This window comes from Flavobacterium aquariorum (assembly GCF_003254745.1).
Lineage (GTDB): Bacteria > Bacteroidota > Bacteroidia > Flavobacteriales > Flavobacteriaceae > Flavobacterium > Flavobacterium aquariorum.
This window is the reverse complement of the sequence record NZ_QKXH01000004.1, coordinates 172,064-187,692: the sequence shown is the minus strand read 5'-3', so window position 1 is coordinate 187,692 and position 15,629 is coordinate 172,064. Positions and strand designations below refer to the sequence as shown.

Sequence of the window (15,629 nt, the reverse complement as noted above, 5' to 3'; positions counted from 1 at the left end):
TTGGGAGTTATTAACTTCAAATTAAAGAATATGTTTATTATTTTTACCCCATAATTTAGACATACTATGAGTTCATCCTTTGAAAAGTTTCAAAAGCGCAGGTTAATTTCCTCTTATTTTTCAGTAGTGCTAAGTGTATTCTTAGTGTTGTTCCTATTAGGTATACTGGGATTTTTTATTATCAATTCCAAAAAACTGGCCGATGACTTCAGAGAAAAAATAGCAATGACTGTTTTTTTCAAAAATGAAGCCAATGATTCTATTCTTAAGGCTTTTGGCCAAGAGCTGAAGGGCTCCAAGTTTTCTAAAACTTTTGTGTATGTTTCCAAAGAACAGGCAGCAAAAGAACATACTGACATTATTGGCGAAGATTTCGTGACTTTCTTGGGTGAAAATCCATTGCAAAACTCATACGACATTCATTTAAAAGCAGATTACGTTGTTAAGGATAGCATTGCAAAAATCGAATCCCACTTACGCAAGAACCCAATGGTTTCGGATATTGTGTATGACAAACAATTGGTCAACCTAGTAAACGACAATATTAAAAAAGTCAGCATGTGGATTTTAATCGTTAGTGCTTTCTTAACTTTTATAGCGGTACTTTTAATCAATAGTTCATTGCGACTTTCCATATATTCCAACCGTTTCATCATCAAAACCATGCAGATGGTGGGCGCTACCAAAGCCTTTATCAGAAAACCATTTGTAATGCGCAGCATAAAACTGGGAATGATTGGCGCTGGGCTGGCAATTCTAGCTTTAATTGGCGTCTTGATTTACTTGGAAAACAGTTTTCCAGACCTTGGAATCCTAGATGACAAGTTATTAATAGGACTTGTATTAATTGCCGTATTTGGACTTGGCGTTTTAATCACTTGGTTAAGTACTTATTTTGCAACGCAACGTTTCTTGAATTTAAGAACAGATGATCTTTATTAATTTTAGATTGCAGAATCTAGCCTAAAAAATTAACTCGCGGAGCATTAAAAAAAACAAATAATGAAAAACGAAGAACACAAACACGAATTCCTTTTTGAAAAGATAAACTACAAAATTCTATTGATTGGGATTGGAGTAATTGCACTGGGTTTTATACTAATGTCTGGCGGAGGAAGCGATGATCCTAATGTTTTCAATGAATCCGTATTTGATTTCCGAAGAATTCGTTTGGCTCCAACAACTGTTTTAGTTGGCTTTGGAATTACCATTTATGCCATTCTTAAAAATCCTAAAAAATAGTAAACAGTCGTCAGTATTCAGTTAGCAACAGTCTGGAAACTGAAAACTGAAAACTGAAAACTTTCACAAAAATGAATACATTACAAGCTATACTTATTGCCATTGTCGAAGGAATTACGGAATATCTTCCTGTATCTTCAACGGCTCATATGATTTTTACGAGTTCTTACTTTGGCATTCAAAACGATGATTTCGTAAAGCTTTTTCAAGTTTCCATACAATTTGGAGCGATATTGGCAGTAGTTGTATTATACTGGAAAAAATTTTTTGATTTCTCTAAATTTAATTTCTACATTAAACTGACTTGTGCTGTTATTCCAGCATTAGTACTAGGGAAATTATTTGATGACAAAATTGAAGCCATCCTTGGAGACCCCATTCCTATTGCTATTGTACTTATCCTTGGCGGAATAATTTTGCTTTTTGTTGACGGTAGATTTCATAGCCCGACAATAGTAGCAGAAGAAGACATTACTATTAAAAAAGCGGTTGCAATAGGTTTTTGGCAATGTTTAGCCATGATGCCCGGAACAAGTCGGTCTGCTGCTTCTATTATTGGAGGAATGCAACAAGGATTGACGCGCCAAGCTGCAGCAGAATTTTCGTTTTTTCTTGCAGTGCCAACAATGTTGGCGGTAACAGTTTATTCGTTATTATTAAAAACGTATGAAACTTCACAATTAAAAGGATACGAACTACTAATGCAATCTCCAGAAAACATAAAATTATTCCTGATGGGGAATGTCATTGCATTTATTGTTGCCATTTTGGCCATAAAATTTTTCATAGGCATCATCAAACAATACGGATTCAAACCTTGGGGATGGTATCGTATAATTATGGGGGTTTTCCTTTTTGTTTACTTTTCATATATAAAATAAAAATCCATTGACAACTGAAGATTTTTTAAACGGCCAAGTTCTCTTAATTGACAAGCCTTTGCATTTTACTTCCTTTCAGGCGGTAAACAAACTCAAATATGCCTTAATTAATAAAGCAGGATTACCGAAAAAATTCAAGATTGGACATGCAGGAACTTTGGATCCATTGGCTTCTGGATTATTATTGGTTTGTACTGGTAAATTCACCAAAAAAATTGCCGAATTACAGGGGCAACCCAAAGAATACACCGGAACGTTCTACATTGGAGCCACGACTCCATCCTATGATTTGGAAACCGAAATTGACCAAACTTTCCCGACAGATCATATAGACGAAACTCTTATTCACGAAACCGTAAAACAGTTTTTGGGCGAAATAGATCAAAAGCCACCAATTTTTTCAGCTATAAAAAAAGACGGTGTACGTCTATACGAGCACGCCCGAGCTGGAGAAACGGTAGAAATTGCTGCCAGAAAAACTACTATTCATGAATTTGAAATCACTAGGATTGCACTCCCCGAGGTCGATTTTAGAGTTGTTTGCAGCAAAGGAACTTACATTCGTTCCTTGGCTTATGATTTTGGAAAAGCAATGAATTCAGGATCACACTTAACGGTTTTACGACGCACGAAAATTGGCGAGTACAATGTGGAAGATGCTATTGATGTAACTTTATTTGAACAAACTCTGACACTTGGATTCTAAACAAAAAAAAACACATGACAAATAATTTTGCGATGTGTTTTTTTCGAAAATCAAAGTAATGTCAACTCATTCTCTCTTTTTTTAAACTTGTTACGCTATTGGTTAATAATGAGTAGCACTTTCATTTCCAAATAGCAAATGCGATACATAATCATAAATCTTTTCAAATAAATTTCTCATAATGATGTTTTTTTAAATTGTTAAACAATATTTAAACACACCAATAAAAAAAGTAAATCAAAACAATAGATCTGGTAGCAGTTACTAATTTACTTTTTTTTGAAATAAAAAGAGAAACAAGAATCTTATAGTTATTAACTATTTATAAACAAGCTAATTCTTTTAAAGAACACATTATTTCTACGACCTCATTTTGCACAGACAATCCTTTATCGTGTAAATACCACAATTGCAATAGTCTTTTGGCTTCTTCATCTACAATGCCAAATTTTTCTTTGTAGTTTTTAATTAAATCGAAAGCGCCTTTTGGCCTTGGGCCCCAATGGTTGCAAACCTTACCCAATTCTTTATCAATTATGAGGAGTTTTGGAATGGCTTTGGCTCCATTCGTTAAAAATTGATTCATTAATTCATCGTTCAAATCACGGAAAACAATTTTCAAATATATCTTACCTGATTCTAACGCCATTTTATTCAATATTGGTAAAATCTGTGCAGCATCCCCACACCAGCCTTCGGCAATGACCAACCAAATATATTCTTTTTCAAGTGCTTTTAATTTGGAACTGACATCATCCGGAACACTTATTGTTTTGTCCAAACGTTTCAAACGGATTTCGTTTAAGACACTATATTGCAATAAATCTTCTGATTGTTCGATTCCGGTTGATTTTCCTTCGGAGAGCAAATCGGATATGATTTTTTTATATTCTAGATAAGTATAACTATTAAACAAAGCCTTCGCTACTGAACTTTTCATAACTAAATCTTTTCCATTGTTTCATAAAACGGCACATCTTCATTGGTGTATACTCCCAATGACGACATGCTCATTTCATTATACAAATTTATTTGAAGCAAAATTAACAATACCCGTTGTTTAAAAACGTGATAAAAATCACTTTGTAACAAACAAAATGCATATTTTTATAAAATGGACAGCAAATCAAAATCAATCGGTTTAATACTATCCGGAGGTGGATCAAAAGGCATCGCGCATGCTGGCGTTTTAAAATTTTTGGAAGAAAAAAATATTGTTCCTACGCAAATTGCCGGTTCAAGTGCTGGTTCAATTGTTGCTGCTTTATATGGAAGCGGTAAATCACCCGAGGCTATTTTGGAATTCTTTAAATCCATTTATTTTTTTCATTGGAAGCATTTTACCTTCTCAAAAGCAGGATTAATTGATTCGGAGTCATTCAAAGAATATTTCTATGAAATATTTAAAGACACCACTCTGTCCGAACTTAAAATTCCTGTTTACATTACTGCAACTGACATGATTAAAGGAAGATCAAAAATATTTGGCCCCGAAACCAAAACAATAGATGCAATCTTAGCCTCATCATCATTTCCAGGGGTAATGTCTCCTTATGAATTTAACGGTAAATTATACAGTGATGGGGGCATTCTCAATCATTTTCCAACAGATATCTTAAAAGAGGAATGCGACATTTTAATTGGTGTTTATGTTAGTCCAATCCAAAAAATAGAAGCCAAAGATTTGACCTCTATCAAATCGGTAACCGCTAGAGCTTTTGATTTATTCTCTGCCAATTCCAGCATACACAAATTTGAGCATTGTGACTGGCTGATCGAGCCCGAAGCTTTATCACTCTATAGCACTTTCGAAACAAGCAAAGTCAAAATGGAGGCTATCTTTGACATTGGATACGAATCGGCAAAAAAAACATACAAAAAACTTCATTCTTCCCTAAACACTAAGTTACTTGGATACTAAGTCATCAAGATTTAAAAGGTTAATTTTAAAAACAAGAAAAATTGTCATTCCGGCATCCAAAAAAGGTTATAAATATTAAAAAAACATAGGCTATCAGTGTTTTAGCATTCAAATAAAAGCACGAAACAATCACTAATAAACTTAATTTAAATATTTAAGGAACACTATTTTCAAAAAAAACAGAATATGTCTATATTTGCACAAATTTGACAGCATTGAACCCAATCAGTGATGCAATTTACTTTCGATAACGAAGGGAGACTTAAAAAAAACAAAAACTGACTGATGAAATACAAAAGAATCCTTCTAAAATTAAGTGGTGAAGCTTTAATGGGCGATTTACAATACGGAATTGATCCAAAGCGATTGGCCGAATATGCCGACGAAATAAAGCAAATTCACGAAAAAGGAGTAGAAATAGCTATAGTAATTGGTGGAGGAAACATTTTTAGAGGTGTTGCAGGAGCCAGTTCAGGGATGGACAGAGTACAAGGAGATTACATGGGAATGTTGGCAACCGTTATCAACGGAATGGCATTGCAAGGAGCTCTAGAAGACAAAGGCATGAAAACCCGTTTGCAAACTGCCTTAAAAATGGAATCAATAGCGGAACCTTATATCAAAAGAAGAGCCGATCGTCACTTGGAAAAAGGAAGAATTGTTATTTTTGGAGCAGGAACCGGAAACCCATATTTCACAACCGATACGGCTGCTGTTTTACGTGGTATCGAAATCAATGCCGATGTGATCTTAAAAGGGACTCGTGTAGATGGTGTTTATGACTGTGATCCAGAGAAAAATGCAACCGCAATAAAATTTGATTTCATCTCTTTTGAAGATGTATTGAAAAAAGGATTAAATGTAATGGATACTACTGCTTTTACTTTAAGCCAAGAAAACAATTTACCAATAGTAGTATTCGACATGAACAAAATAGGAAATCTATTGAAAATTTGTGAAGGAAAAAACATAGGAACCGTAGTAAACATATAAAAAACAGTAAACAGTTTTCAGATGCAGCACGACAATCTGAACCCTGAATCCTAAACTCTGAAATCTTAAAAACAATGACAGAAGAAATTGAATTTATATTAGATAGTACAGAAGAATCTATGACGGGTTCTATCGAGCATTTAGAAAAAGCATTTTTAAATATTCGTGCAGGAAAAGCATCTCCAGCAATGTTGGGAAGTGTTTTTGTTGATTATTATGGATCTGCATCTCCACTATCTCAAGTATCAAAAATCAGTGTGCCTGATGCTAGAACCATCACGCTTCAACCTTTTGAAAAAAACATGTTGCATCCTATAGAAAAAGCAATTATGGTTGCCAATCTTGGGTTCAACCCAATGAATAATGGAGACATGATTATCATTAGTGTCCCACCTCTTACAGAAGACCGAAGACGTGATTTGGCTAAACAAGCCAAATCTGAAGCTGAAGATGCCAAAATTGGTGTTAGAAACGCTCGAAAAGACGCTAATTCGGATATCAAAAAATTAGAAAAAGAAGGAACTTCGGAAGACATTTGCAAAAGCGCAGAAGAAGAAGTTCAAAACTTAACTAATTCATTTATCAAAAAAATTGATGAACTTCTGGCAGTAAAAGAAGCCGAAATCATGAAAGTTTAATCTTTGGATTCTATAATTATTAAATCTGTCTCGTTTTTTAGAACAAGACAGATTTTTTTATAGCTATTTTTGCCCTAACAAAATGTAATTGAACACATTTTGCAACAAATTGTTTTATGAAGTACTTTTTTTTACTGTTCTTCTTTTTTACGCTTTCGCTTCAAGCGCAATTTCAAGTAAACGGAATTGTCAAAGACGCTTCAACCCAAAAAACACTTCCATTTGCCTCTATCATTACAAATGACGGCTCCAATACCATTTCGGATGTGGACGGAAAATTCAGTATTTCATCCAAAAACAAAATAACATCCATAACCGTTTCTTACATAGGTTATTTAAAAAATACGATTAGTACAGAAGATAATAAGCTATTTTATAAAATAACCCTTGTTGAAAAAGCAAATCAGCTCAACGAAGTTCTGGTTTCCAATGCCAATCCAGCATTGGCTATTATAGAAAAGGTCATTCAGAAGAAAGCAGAAAACAATCCGCAGAAAAAACTCAAAAGTTTTGAATTCAAATCCTACAATAAACTCATAGTTACTGCCAATCCAGACTCCATTAATGGAACGATAGACTCCGTATTTGTAACAAATTCGTATGAAACTTATTTAAAAAAACTGGATTCAACCGATTACAAATTCAAACAACTCATCAAGAAACAGCATTTGTTTCAAACTGAGAAAGTATCAAAATATCAATACGACGGCAAAAGATTAAAAGAAACTATTTTAGGAACGAGAATGGCAGGATTCAAACAACCTGTTTACGAAATCCTAACTTTTAATCTTCAATCCTACTCCATATATGATCCAAAATATGAGCTTTTTGAAACCAAATATAAAAGTCCCATTGCAAATGATGCCTTAAATGATTACAACTACAAACTACTGGATACTGTAGCCATAAATGGTCGAAACACTTATATGGTTTACTTTAAAAACAAAAAGGAGAAAAGAGCTGCTGGTCTGGAAGGAATTTTATACATCGATGAAGTTAATTTCGCTGTTGCAAAAGCAATTATGCGCATCAAGGGGATACTTGACATTAGTGGAATTCATGAATTTCAATTCATTCCAGAAAAATATTTGTGGTTTCCTACCGCAACAAAGTTTAAAATTGTAAAAGGAACCAATGATGATGATATAAAAATACTGGGAGGAACCATTCAATTTGACGGTGACATAAAAGAAGATTTAACTCCCAGAAAAAGAGTCGAATCTGATTATATCTATCTGCTTTCCCAAACAACAAATTTTGACATTCAATACTCAACTCCTGTAGCAATCAAAAAACCAATAGTTCAAGTCGAAATTAAAGATGATGCGATTAACAAACCCGAAAGTTTTTGGGTCGAATACCGAAAAGACAGCTTGGACAGCCGAAGTGAAAAAACCTATTTGTCATTAGACAGCATTTCGATAAAAAAAAGAATTGAAAGCAGGTTGAATTTTGGCCGTAAAATCTTAACAGGCTACTTACCTCTTAAAATATGGGATTTTAATTTGCGTAAAATTGTAAGCTACAATAATTATGAAGGGTTACGATTGGGAATTGGAGGTGTAACCAATGATTTTTTTTCCAAAAAATACCGACTCGAAGGTTACACGGCTTACGGTTTAAGAGATTATAATTTCAAATACAATTTAGGAATTGGCGCAAGGGTAGATAAATTCTCCAATACTTGGGTTGGAATAAGCTATACAGATGACCTTAGAGACATCGCAAGCACCGACTATGTTGTCGAAAAAAAAGCATTCAAAATCTATGATCCGCGTGCTATCAATTTCAACACTTTTTACAGGTATGAGCATTGGCGAATTGCAATAGAATCCAAAATCATTCCAAAAGTAGAAAGTGTTTTCGCACTTGCCAATACTTTTGTAACTCCACAATTTGAGTACGCTTATAACCTGAATGGCAAATCCTACACCACTTACACGATGAGTACGGCAACAATTTCTTTGAAATGGAGTCCTTACAGTAATTATATGCAAACCCCATCAGGAAGAGTTGAAGCAGAAAAAAAATTTCCAAAGTTTACTTTTCAGCTCACTCAATCACTTCCCGATGTTTTGAACAATGATTTTACTTATACCAAAATTGACTTCAAGGCCGATTATCAAATCAAATATTTAGATGGTCAACGAACTTTTTTGTTGTTTGAAGCTGGACGCGCCTTTGGCGATTTACCGCTCCCTCAATTGTACAGCAACTCACCTAATAATTTAAATAAAGAAACAATTTTTAAGAGAATTACGTTTGCAGGTAGAAACAGTTTCGAAACCATGTATTTCAATGAGTTTTTTTCTAGCGAATACATGTCTTTTCAATTCAAACATGGTTTTAACAGAATCTATATTTTTAACAAACTAAAGCCTTCGCTTGATTTTGTAACTCGAATGGCTTGGGGAAATATGAAAAATCCAGAAAATCATATTGGACTTGACTTTAAAACCTTGAACAAAGGATTCTTTGAATCCGGGATTGAACTCAATAAAATCTTTAACGGATTCGGGCTTGGTGGCTATTACCGTTATGGGCCAAATCATTTAAGCAATTTCAAAGACAATATTGCTGTCAAACTGACTTTTATTCTTGATTTGGGAATTTAACCCAAAATCCTCTCCTTAAATTTACCCTCAGCAAAATTGAAGGCTAATATCCAAAATATTTTTTTGGAACAACCGGTCATTCTCATTTATTTCAACCGATCCATTCAAAATAATAAACTTCCAAAAAACCATTACGGAATTTTTAGCAAGAGATCAATACATGGGAAAAAGACTTCTTTATTATCAAAAAACACTTGTTTTTAAGTCCAAAAAGAATAAAATGATAAATTATTAAAAATTTGGCATTAAATTTGTTTCGATAAAAAGTAAATTATATCGATAAAATACATTTATATAGTTCAAAAACATTCTTTTTCCTACTCTTTATTAAAAACCATTATTTTAAATAAAAAATAGAGAATAAAAAAACTTAAAAATGGACGAAAATATAAATAGCGGAGAATACTACATTCCTACATTTCTAAATTCGACAATCAAAATTGTTACCACTACTGCTATTTTATATTTTCTAATTGCCAAATTATCCCAATTTATATTTATTACCGAAATTCATATACTTCCATTTTTTCCAGCGATTGGTTTTACAATAGCCGCAACCCTACTCTTTGGGCGAAAAGCAATTTTTGGAGTCGCATTAGGCAGTTTTATATTTTCCATAAGTCTATTCAAAAATGATTTTCAAAATGCTACAACATTTGAAGAACTTATTATGCCATCAGCCTTATGCATTGCAAGACCAATCATTGCAAGTCTAAATGCTTTTCTTGTCTCTTATTTGACCAAATTGTGGTGCAAAAGTAAATATCCTTTCAACAGTGAACAAAATGTCATATTTTTCGCTTTAGCCAGTTTACTGGGAACTTTTATAAGTGTAACCATTGTTTTTTTTCCGCTTGCTTTGACTTCCTATTTCTCATTGGATAATTGCATTTTAATTTGGAGCAATACATTAAGGGGCAATGCACTGGGTGCCATTCTATTCACTCCATTTGTACTTTCTTGGTTATTTTCTACAAAAGAATTCATTGGATGGACCAATGGAAAAAAATCCGAAGTCTTTTTCCTGATCTTATCTGCCCTATTCCTATCATTATATATTTTTGAATCATATGCTAACAATGAATCCGTTCTCTTCTTTTTATTGATATGGGCTGCCTGCCGATTCGGGATGAAAATTATTAGCTTTTTGTCTTTAGTAATTACAATCATAGCAATACATTGTACAGGTCATCACATGGGCGGATTTATTTTCAACGGATGGAATAATAACTTTTTGATGTTGCAATTGTTTCTATTTGCAACCATGGTCTCAGTCTTATTCTTAAAGGCAGTATTAGAAGGCAAAAAAAATGAAGAAAGAAAATTAAACACCAGTGAACACTCTTTAGGACTAGAAAAAAACATCCTCAAAGCAACCATTGAAAACCCAACCAGGGTGAGCATTTCTTCAATGGATACCGATTTAAACTATCTCAGTTTCAATTCGGCTCATTCAAGGTATATGAAAAATGAATATGGAGTCAAAATAAAAATCGGGGACAATCATATTAATTTAATTCCACAAGGAAGTCGAAAAGAAAAAATCATTTCTATATTTACTAGTGTTTTAAAGGGAAGCACCTATTCTGCACAAGAAAAAGACGCCACAGAGGCCTATTGGAATGTTGCTAAATCACCCAGCAAAAATGAGGAAGGCAAAATCATTGGGGTAACCACAATTGTCACCAATGTTTCCGAATTAAAATTAAAAGAAATACAATTAGAAAAAAACAACATTTCACTTAATAAACGTATTAAAGAGCTTCGTTGTCTTTATGATATTTCGGAAATCATAAGCAACAAAGCGCTTTCAAAATCCAAAAAACTGGAAGCCTGTGTTCAAATTATTCCAAATGCACTACAGTTTCCCGAAATTGCCAATTGCCGAATCCAAATGTGCGAGGAAGAATTCTTTTCTCCCAATTACCAACAAAACGATTGGACGCTAAAGCAAAAGATTTGCATAAATGCAAAAGAATACGGCTTTATAGAAATCGGTTATTACAATGCAAAAGATTTGAAAAAAGAAACCATTTTTTTAGAAGAAGAAGTCAAATTATTGGGAGCATTGTCAGATATCCTTTCCAGATCTATGGAAAGAAAATTGGCTCAAGAAAGACTACTGAAAAGCGAAGAAACCTACCGTGTTTTATTTGAAAATGCTCAGGACGTCATTTTCAAGACATCAATAAAAACAGGTGAAATATTGGATGTTAGTCCCTCTTGTAGCACTTTTAATGGAATAACAAGGGAAGAACTCGTTGGTCAAAATATGTCAATCATTTATTCAGACAGGAATCAAATGAAATTGATGTTTCAAAAAATAATAACGGAACAAAAAGTTATTGACCATAACAATGAGATTAGTATAAATGGTCAGATTTTTTATGTATCAATTAATGCCAAAGTCATTTATGATTCAAATGGAGAGCCAGAATTTGCAATCGGCTCTTTAAGAAATATTACCGAACGAAGATTAATCGAGGAAAAACTAAAGATAAGCGAAGCAAAATTCCGATCTATTTTTGAAAATTTTGAAGACGTCTATTTGAAAACAACAATGGATGGGACGGTTCTTGATGTCAGTCCTTCATTCGAAAAAAATTTCCATAAACCTTGCTCCTTTCTATTAGGTAATTCAATCTTTGATTTTTATTACGACCAACAAGACAGAGAATCCTTATTGAAAAAACTAAAAGAAGAAGGTCAAGTTCGGGATTGTGATATCCGATTTAGAGATGGAAATAAAAATATTGCGTTTTTCTCTTTAAATGCTCGTTTAATAAATAATGAAAATGGAGAGCCAATCTACATAGAAAAATCTATGAGGAATGTTAACGACCGTGTAGCCTTTCAAAAGGAGCTGCTGACAAAAAACCGACAACTAGAATTTCAAAATACAGAATTAGAACAGTTTGCCTATATCGCATCACATGATTTACAGGAACCGTTAATCACGGTAATTCAATTTATACATCTGCTTAAAGAAGAGCTGGGTGAAGATTTGGATGAAGATCAAAAACAATATCTACAATTCATTGAGAGCTCTACATCACGCATGCAATTATCGGTAAAAGGGTTGTTGGACTACTCCAGAATTGGAAAGGAAAAAAGAACCAACAGCATTAACTGTAATGAAATTGTTGCCAATGTTCTTGCAGATATGGATGTTAGTCTAAAAGAAAACAATGCCTTTATTGAATATGAAAACCTGCCTGTTATCTCAGGTTATACCACCGAAATACGGCAGCTATTCCAAAATATGATCAGTAATGCCTACAAATATCGAAAAAAGGACCGACAGTCGAAAATAAAAATAGCTGCAGTAAAAGAGGAAAACAACTGGCTTTTTTCAATTCAAGACAATGGAATCGGAATTAAAGAACAGGACCAAGATAAAATATTCGTAATTTTTAAACGACTTCACAATCACAATGAATACCAAGGAACCGGAATTGGATTATCGCATTGTAAAAAAATAGTTGAACACCATAATGGAAAGATTTGGGTCGAATCAAAATACAACGAGGGAAGTACTTTCAAATGGACTTTCCCTGCAGAACTAAATTAACAATACAAAAATATTAAAACTCATACAATGCAAGAAATGAACAAGAAACTAAATTGCGTATTACTGGTTGACGATGATTTTGCCACTAATTTTATCAACAAAAAAATCATACTAAAAACCAATTTAACAGAATATATTCAGGTAGCTTTAAATGGCAAAGAAGCTATTGAATACCTTTGTAAACAAGGAAAATTTGAATCCACAGATGATAATGAATATCCAAGTCCTCAACTGATTTTATTGGACATCAATATGCCAGTCATGGATGGATGGGAATTTATAGAGGAATATAAAAACTTGAATCTGGAAAACAAAGAGAATATCATTGTTGTAATGCTCAGCAGTTCTTTCAATCCTGCCGATAGAGCCAAAGCAGAGTCAATAAAGGAAATCTCCGCCTTTAACCAAAAACCTATGAACAAGGAAGCTTTGCTTGAAATTTTCGAAAAGGCTTTCCCGGGCCTTATCGGTGAAAATATTTCCTAAAAATGTCCAATTGATTTATTATACTGCTAGCCGCAAAACTCATTGAGCTTTGCGGCTAATTTTAAGGTTTAATAATTAAAACCGAAGGCGTATTATTAAGCCAGGTGCTATGAGAATCTATTAGCTTTTTCCAACTTTCTAGGCTAATAATCATTAAATCCTGTTGCTCCAAAAATTCTTTTTTAATTATCCTTTCCTGCATCATCATAATGTGATTGGGTGCTATTTGTTCAATTGAGCGAACTGATTCTTGAATTTCCCTACTGTTCCTGATTTGTCCGCCAGCATCCAGAACCGTAATTTGAGAACCATTATTGTGTATCAGTTTTTGTGCGAACTCCATCAAGAATCCATCTTCTTTAGTGAAAATTGGCATAAACACACGATTAATTTCTTCCAACTCTTTATCAACAAGAATTCCAACAGGCATTTTGCTATTAGCAATAATTTGTCTGGTTCTTTCATCAAAAGGAGAATTTTCGAACAAACCTTCTTTCCCCGTAATTTTATCAATCAAACGGTCGGGGTTGATAATTCGCGTTGTAAAACCAAGTACTTTTCCAAGTAATGTTCCTTCAAAAATTGATTGTCCCAAGCCAACCAATAACAAATCATATTCACCATGATTAGCCGTCTCTGTTATTTCAGAATCTATATCATTGGACACTTTAAAAAGAGTTACTATTTTTTGATTAAGATTTTCTGACTCTGAAACCACTGGTAAAAAGGTTTCCTTCTCATAGTCTTTAACATCAAAAGAATGCAACTCCGAACTTAATGACAAATGCATAGCGGTAACAATGCTGTTCCCTCCTTGTTTCTTAACCAGACTGTTGGCTACTTTCAGCAACGTTCTCCCTTTATCGGGTGACGCAAAAGAAATAAGAATTTTGTATTTGCCTTTGTTGCTAATTTCCTCAGGGATAAGAGTTGGCTTGACTCTAAAAATATAGTTTATTAAATCCAAGGCTGGTCCTGTCATAAACGTTGTCACCAAAGCCATAATCACCATCATTGTAAAAATTTGGGTTGATAAAACCCCTAAATCATACCCAATATTCAGCACGACCAATTCCATCAGGCCTCGGGTATTCATTAATGTCCCAATAGACAAACTATCCTTCCAACTATGTCCAACAAACTTTGCTGCAAGTGCGCTCCCCAAAAATTTACCTGCAACGGCAACCAAAATAATGATTCCAGTAATTTTCCATAAATACGGATCATCAATCAATCCGATTTGAGTTCTTAAACCTGTAAAAACAAAAAACAAAGGAAGTAGTACCACCACAGAAACATCTTCTATTTTTTCGATAAAAATAGAACGAAATTTATTGTTTTCCGGCATGATTGCCCCTGCCAAGAAGGCACCAAACAAAGCATGAATCCCTATCAATTCAGAAACATAAGAAGAAAGCAATAATGTCAAAAAGAAAATAGCGACTACTGGCTTACTCAGACTTTCCCTTGTTGAACTCAAATCACCAACTTTTTTTAGAAAAGGGCGAACCACTTTCAACATCAGCAGTACATAAAATACCGCCATCAAGATAACGTATAAAGAGCTGGTAAACGAACCTGCCTTTACAATAGCAATCACTGCCGCCAAAATGCACCATGCAGTAATATCATCGGCAGCGGCACAGGTAATAACAATTGCTCCCAATTTTGTTTTGTGAATCCCACGTTCTCGGACGATTCCTGCTAAAACAGGAAATGCAGTAATACTCATTGCAATTCCCAAAAACAATCCAAAAGAAATAAACTCAACCCCCTGCGGAGCAAAAGAATGATAAATAAAATAAGCCAAGCCCAAACCTAATGCAAAAGGGATTATTATACTGGCGTGGCTAATAACTACGGCATCATGCGCTTTATTTTTTAGCGCTTTCAAATCGAGTTCCATCCCTATGACAAACATAAAAAGGATTAATCCGATTTGGCTCAAAAACTGAAGATTACCCAACGAATCCTTTGGAAACAGCATTGCCGAAAATTCAGGAAAATACATCCCGATTAAAGATGGTCCTAAAACAATACCGGCAATCATTTCACCAATTACTGTTGGTTGTCCAATTTTTCTGCAAACCCAACCAAAAAAACGAGCGACCAAAATGATCGTTATAATTTGTGCCAAAAGAATAGCTAACGGATGTTGCAAATTTTGAACCATCGAAGTTGTGAAATCATTCCAATGTCCTTTTCCTATATGGTGAGGAATAATATTTTGTCCAGATTCCAGCATCTTCCCTTTCAAAATAATCCAGTAGATTAATCCCGAAAAAACACCAATAATCGCCAAATAAAAAAAAGAATTTTTAATATTCTTCATACGACACTCTTTTTAAATTAATTTAAATCTTCATGCAAATATGAGAACTGATTTTGGAGCTAAAAAATGAATTACAATCAAATTTTAGACGAATGTAACAAGACTGTAAAACTTTGTAATAAGAGCTAAATTCTATGATAAACGGCATTTAATTTTTAACCATATAAGTCATAAAAGTTTTTAATTTGACTACAATCAAGTAAAATCTAAGCCCATTTAAGTATGAGGAGCTAAACTTTACAAA

The 15,629-nt window shown here is 33.8% G+C and carries 12 protein-coding genes; 10 read left to right on the top strand and 2 right to left on the bottom strand.

The genetic code is table 11. From position 1 onward, the window contains the following. The first annotated feature begins 66 nt into the window (after positions 1–66). From DOS84_RS08085 to truB, 4 genes are all read left to right on the top strand, one after another. Positions 67–942 (top strand): cell division protein FtsX, encoded by an 876-nt coding sequence (locus tag DOS84_RS08085; RefSeq protein ID WP_111409616.1) that lies wholly within the window; start codon positions 67–69, stop codon positions 940–942. Between the two features lie 60 nt (positions 943–1,002). After that, a complete protein-coding gene (locus DOS84_RS08080; RefSeq protein ID WP_111409615.1) occupies positions 1,003–1,242 on the top strand; it encodes a DUF3098 domain-containing protein in 240 nt (79 codons plus the stop codon). Between the two features lie 71 nt (positions 1,243–1,313). Next, positions 1,314–2,123, top strand: a complete 810-nt coding sequence (locus DOS84_RS08075) for an undecaprenyl-diphosphate phosphatase (protein ID WP_111409614.1) — start codon at positions 1,314–1,316, stop codon at positions 2,121–2,123. 7 nt (positions 2,124–2,130) lie between these two features. After that, on the top strand, positions 2,131–2,829 hold the full coding sequence (gene truB / locus DOS84_RS08070) for a tRNA pseudouridine(55) synthase TruB (protein WP_111409613.1): 699 nt from the start codon (positions 2,131–2,133) through the stop codon (positions 2,827–2,829). A 322-nt stretch (positions 2,830–3,151) separates the two neighbouring features. Here truB and DOS84_RS08065 read toward each other — a convergent pair whose 3' ends face one another. After that, positions 3,152–3,769, bottom strand: coding sequence for a thioredoxin family protein (locus tag DOS84_RS08065; RefSeq protein WP_111409612.1), 618 nt, complete (start codon positions 3,767–3,769; stop codon positions 3,152–3,154). 174 nt (positions 3,770–3,943) lie between these two features. On the opposite strand from DOS84_RS08065, the gene DOS84_RS08060 reads away from it, so the two are divergent. The 6 genes from DOS84_RS08060 (at position 3,944) to DOS84_RS08035 (ending at position 13,053) form a co-directional block, all read left to right on the top strand. Continuing rightward, a complete protein-coding gene (locus DOS84_RS08060; protein WP_111409611.1) occupies positions 3,944–4,750 on the top strand; it encodes a patatin-like phospholipase family protein in 807 nt (268 codons plus the stop codon). A 285-nt stretch (positions 4,751–5,035) separates the two neighbouring features. Further along, positions 5,036–5,743, top strand: a complete 708-nt coding sequence (gene pyrH / locus DOS84_RS08055; RefSeq protein WP_111409610.1) for a UMP kinase — start codon at positions 5,036–5,038, stop codon at positions 5,741–5,743. 74 nt (positions 5,744–5,817) lie between these two features. Continuing rightward, positions 5,818–6,381: a ribosome recycling factor gene (gene frr / locus DOS84_RS08050; protein ID WP_111409609.1), complete on the top strand. Its 564-nt coding sequence runs from the start codon at positions 5,818–5,820 to the stop codon at positions 6,379–6,381. Positions 6,382–6,497: 116 nt separating this feature from the next. Continuing rightward, entirely contained in the window at positions 6,498–8,996 is a 2,499-nt protein-coding gene (locus DOS84_RS08045) for a DUF5686 family protein (protein ID WP_111409608.1), read from the top strand. A gap of 376 nt (positions 8,997–9,372) precedes the next feature. Then, the gene (locus DOS84_RS08040) at positions 9,373–12,567 is read left to right on the top strand and encodes a PAS domain S-box protein (protein WP_111409607.1); all 3,195 of its coding nucleotides are present in this window, start codon (positions 9,373–9,375) and stop codon (positions 12,565–12,567) included. A gap of 36 nt (positions 12,568–12,603) precedes the next feature. Continuing rightward, positions 12,604–13,053, top strand: a complete 450-nt coding sequence (locus DOS84_RS08035) for a response regulator (protein ID WP_111409751.1) — start codon at positions 12,604–12,606, stop codon at positions 13,051–13,053. A 61-nt stretch (positions 13,054–13,114) separates the two neighbouring features. Here the strand turns inward: DOS84_RS08035 and DOS84_RS08030 are convergent, their stop codons facing one another. Then, positions 13,115–15,385: a cation:proton antiporter gene (locus DOS84_RS08030; protein ID WP_111409606.1), complete on the bottom strand. Its 2,271-nt coding sequence runs from the start codon at positions 15,383–15,385 to the stop codon at positions 13,115–13,117. Positions 15,386–15,629: the final 244 nt, after the last annotated feature.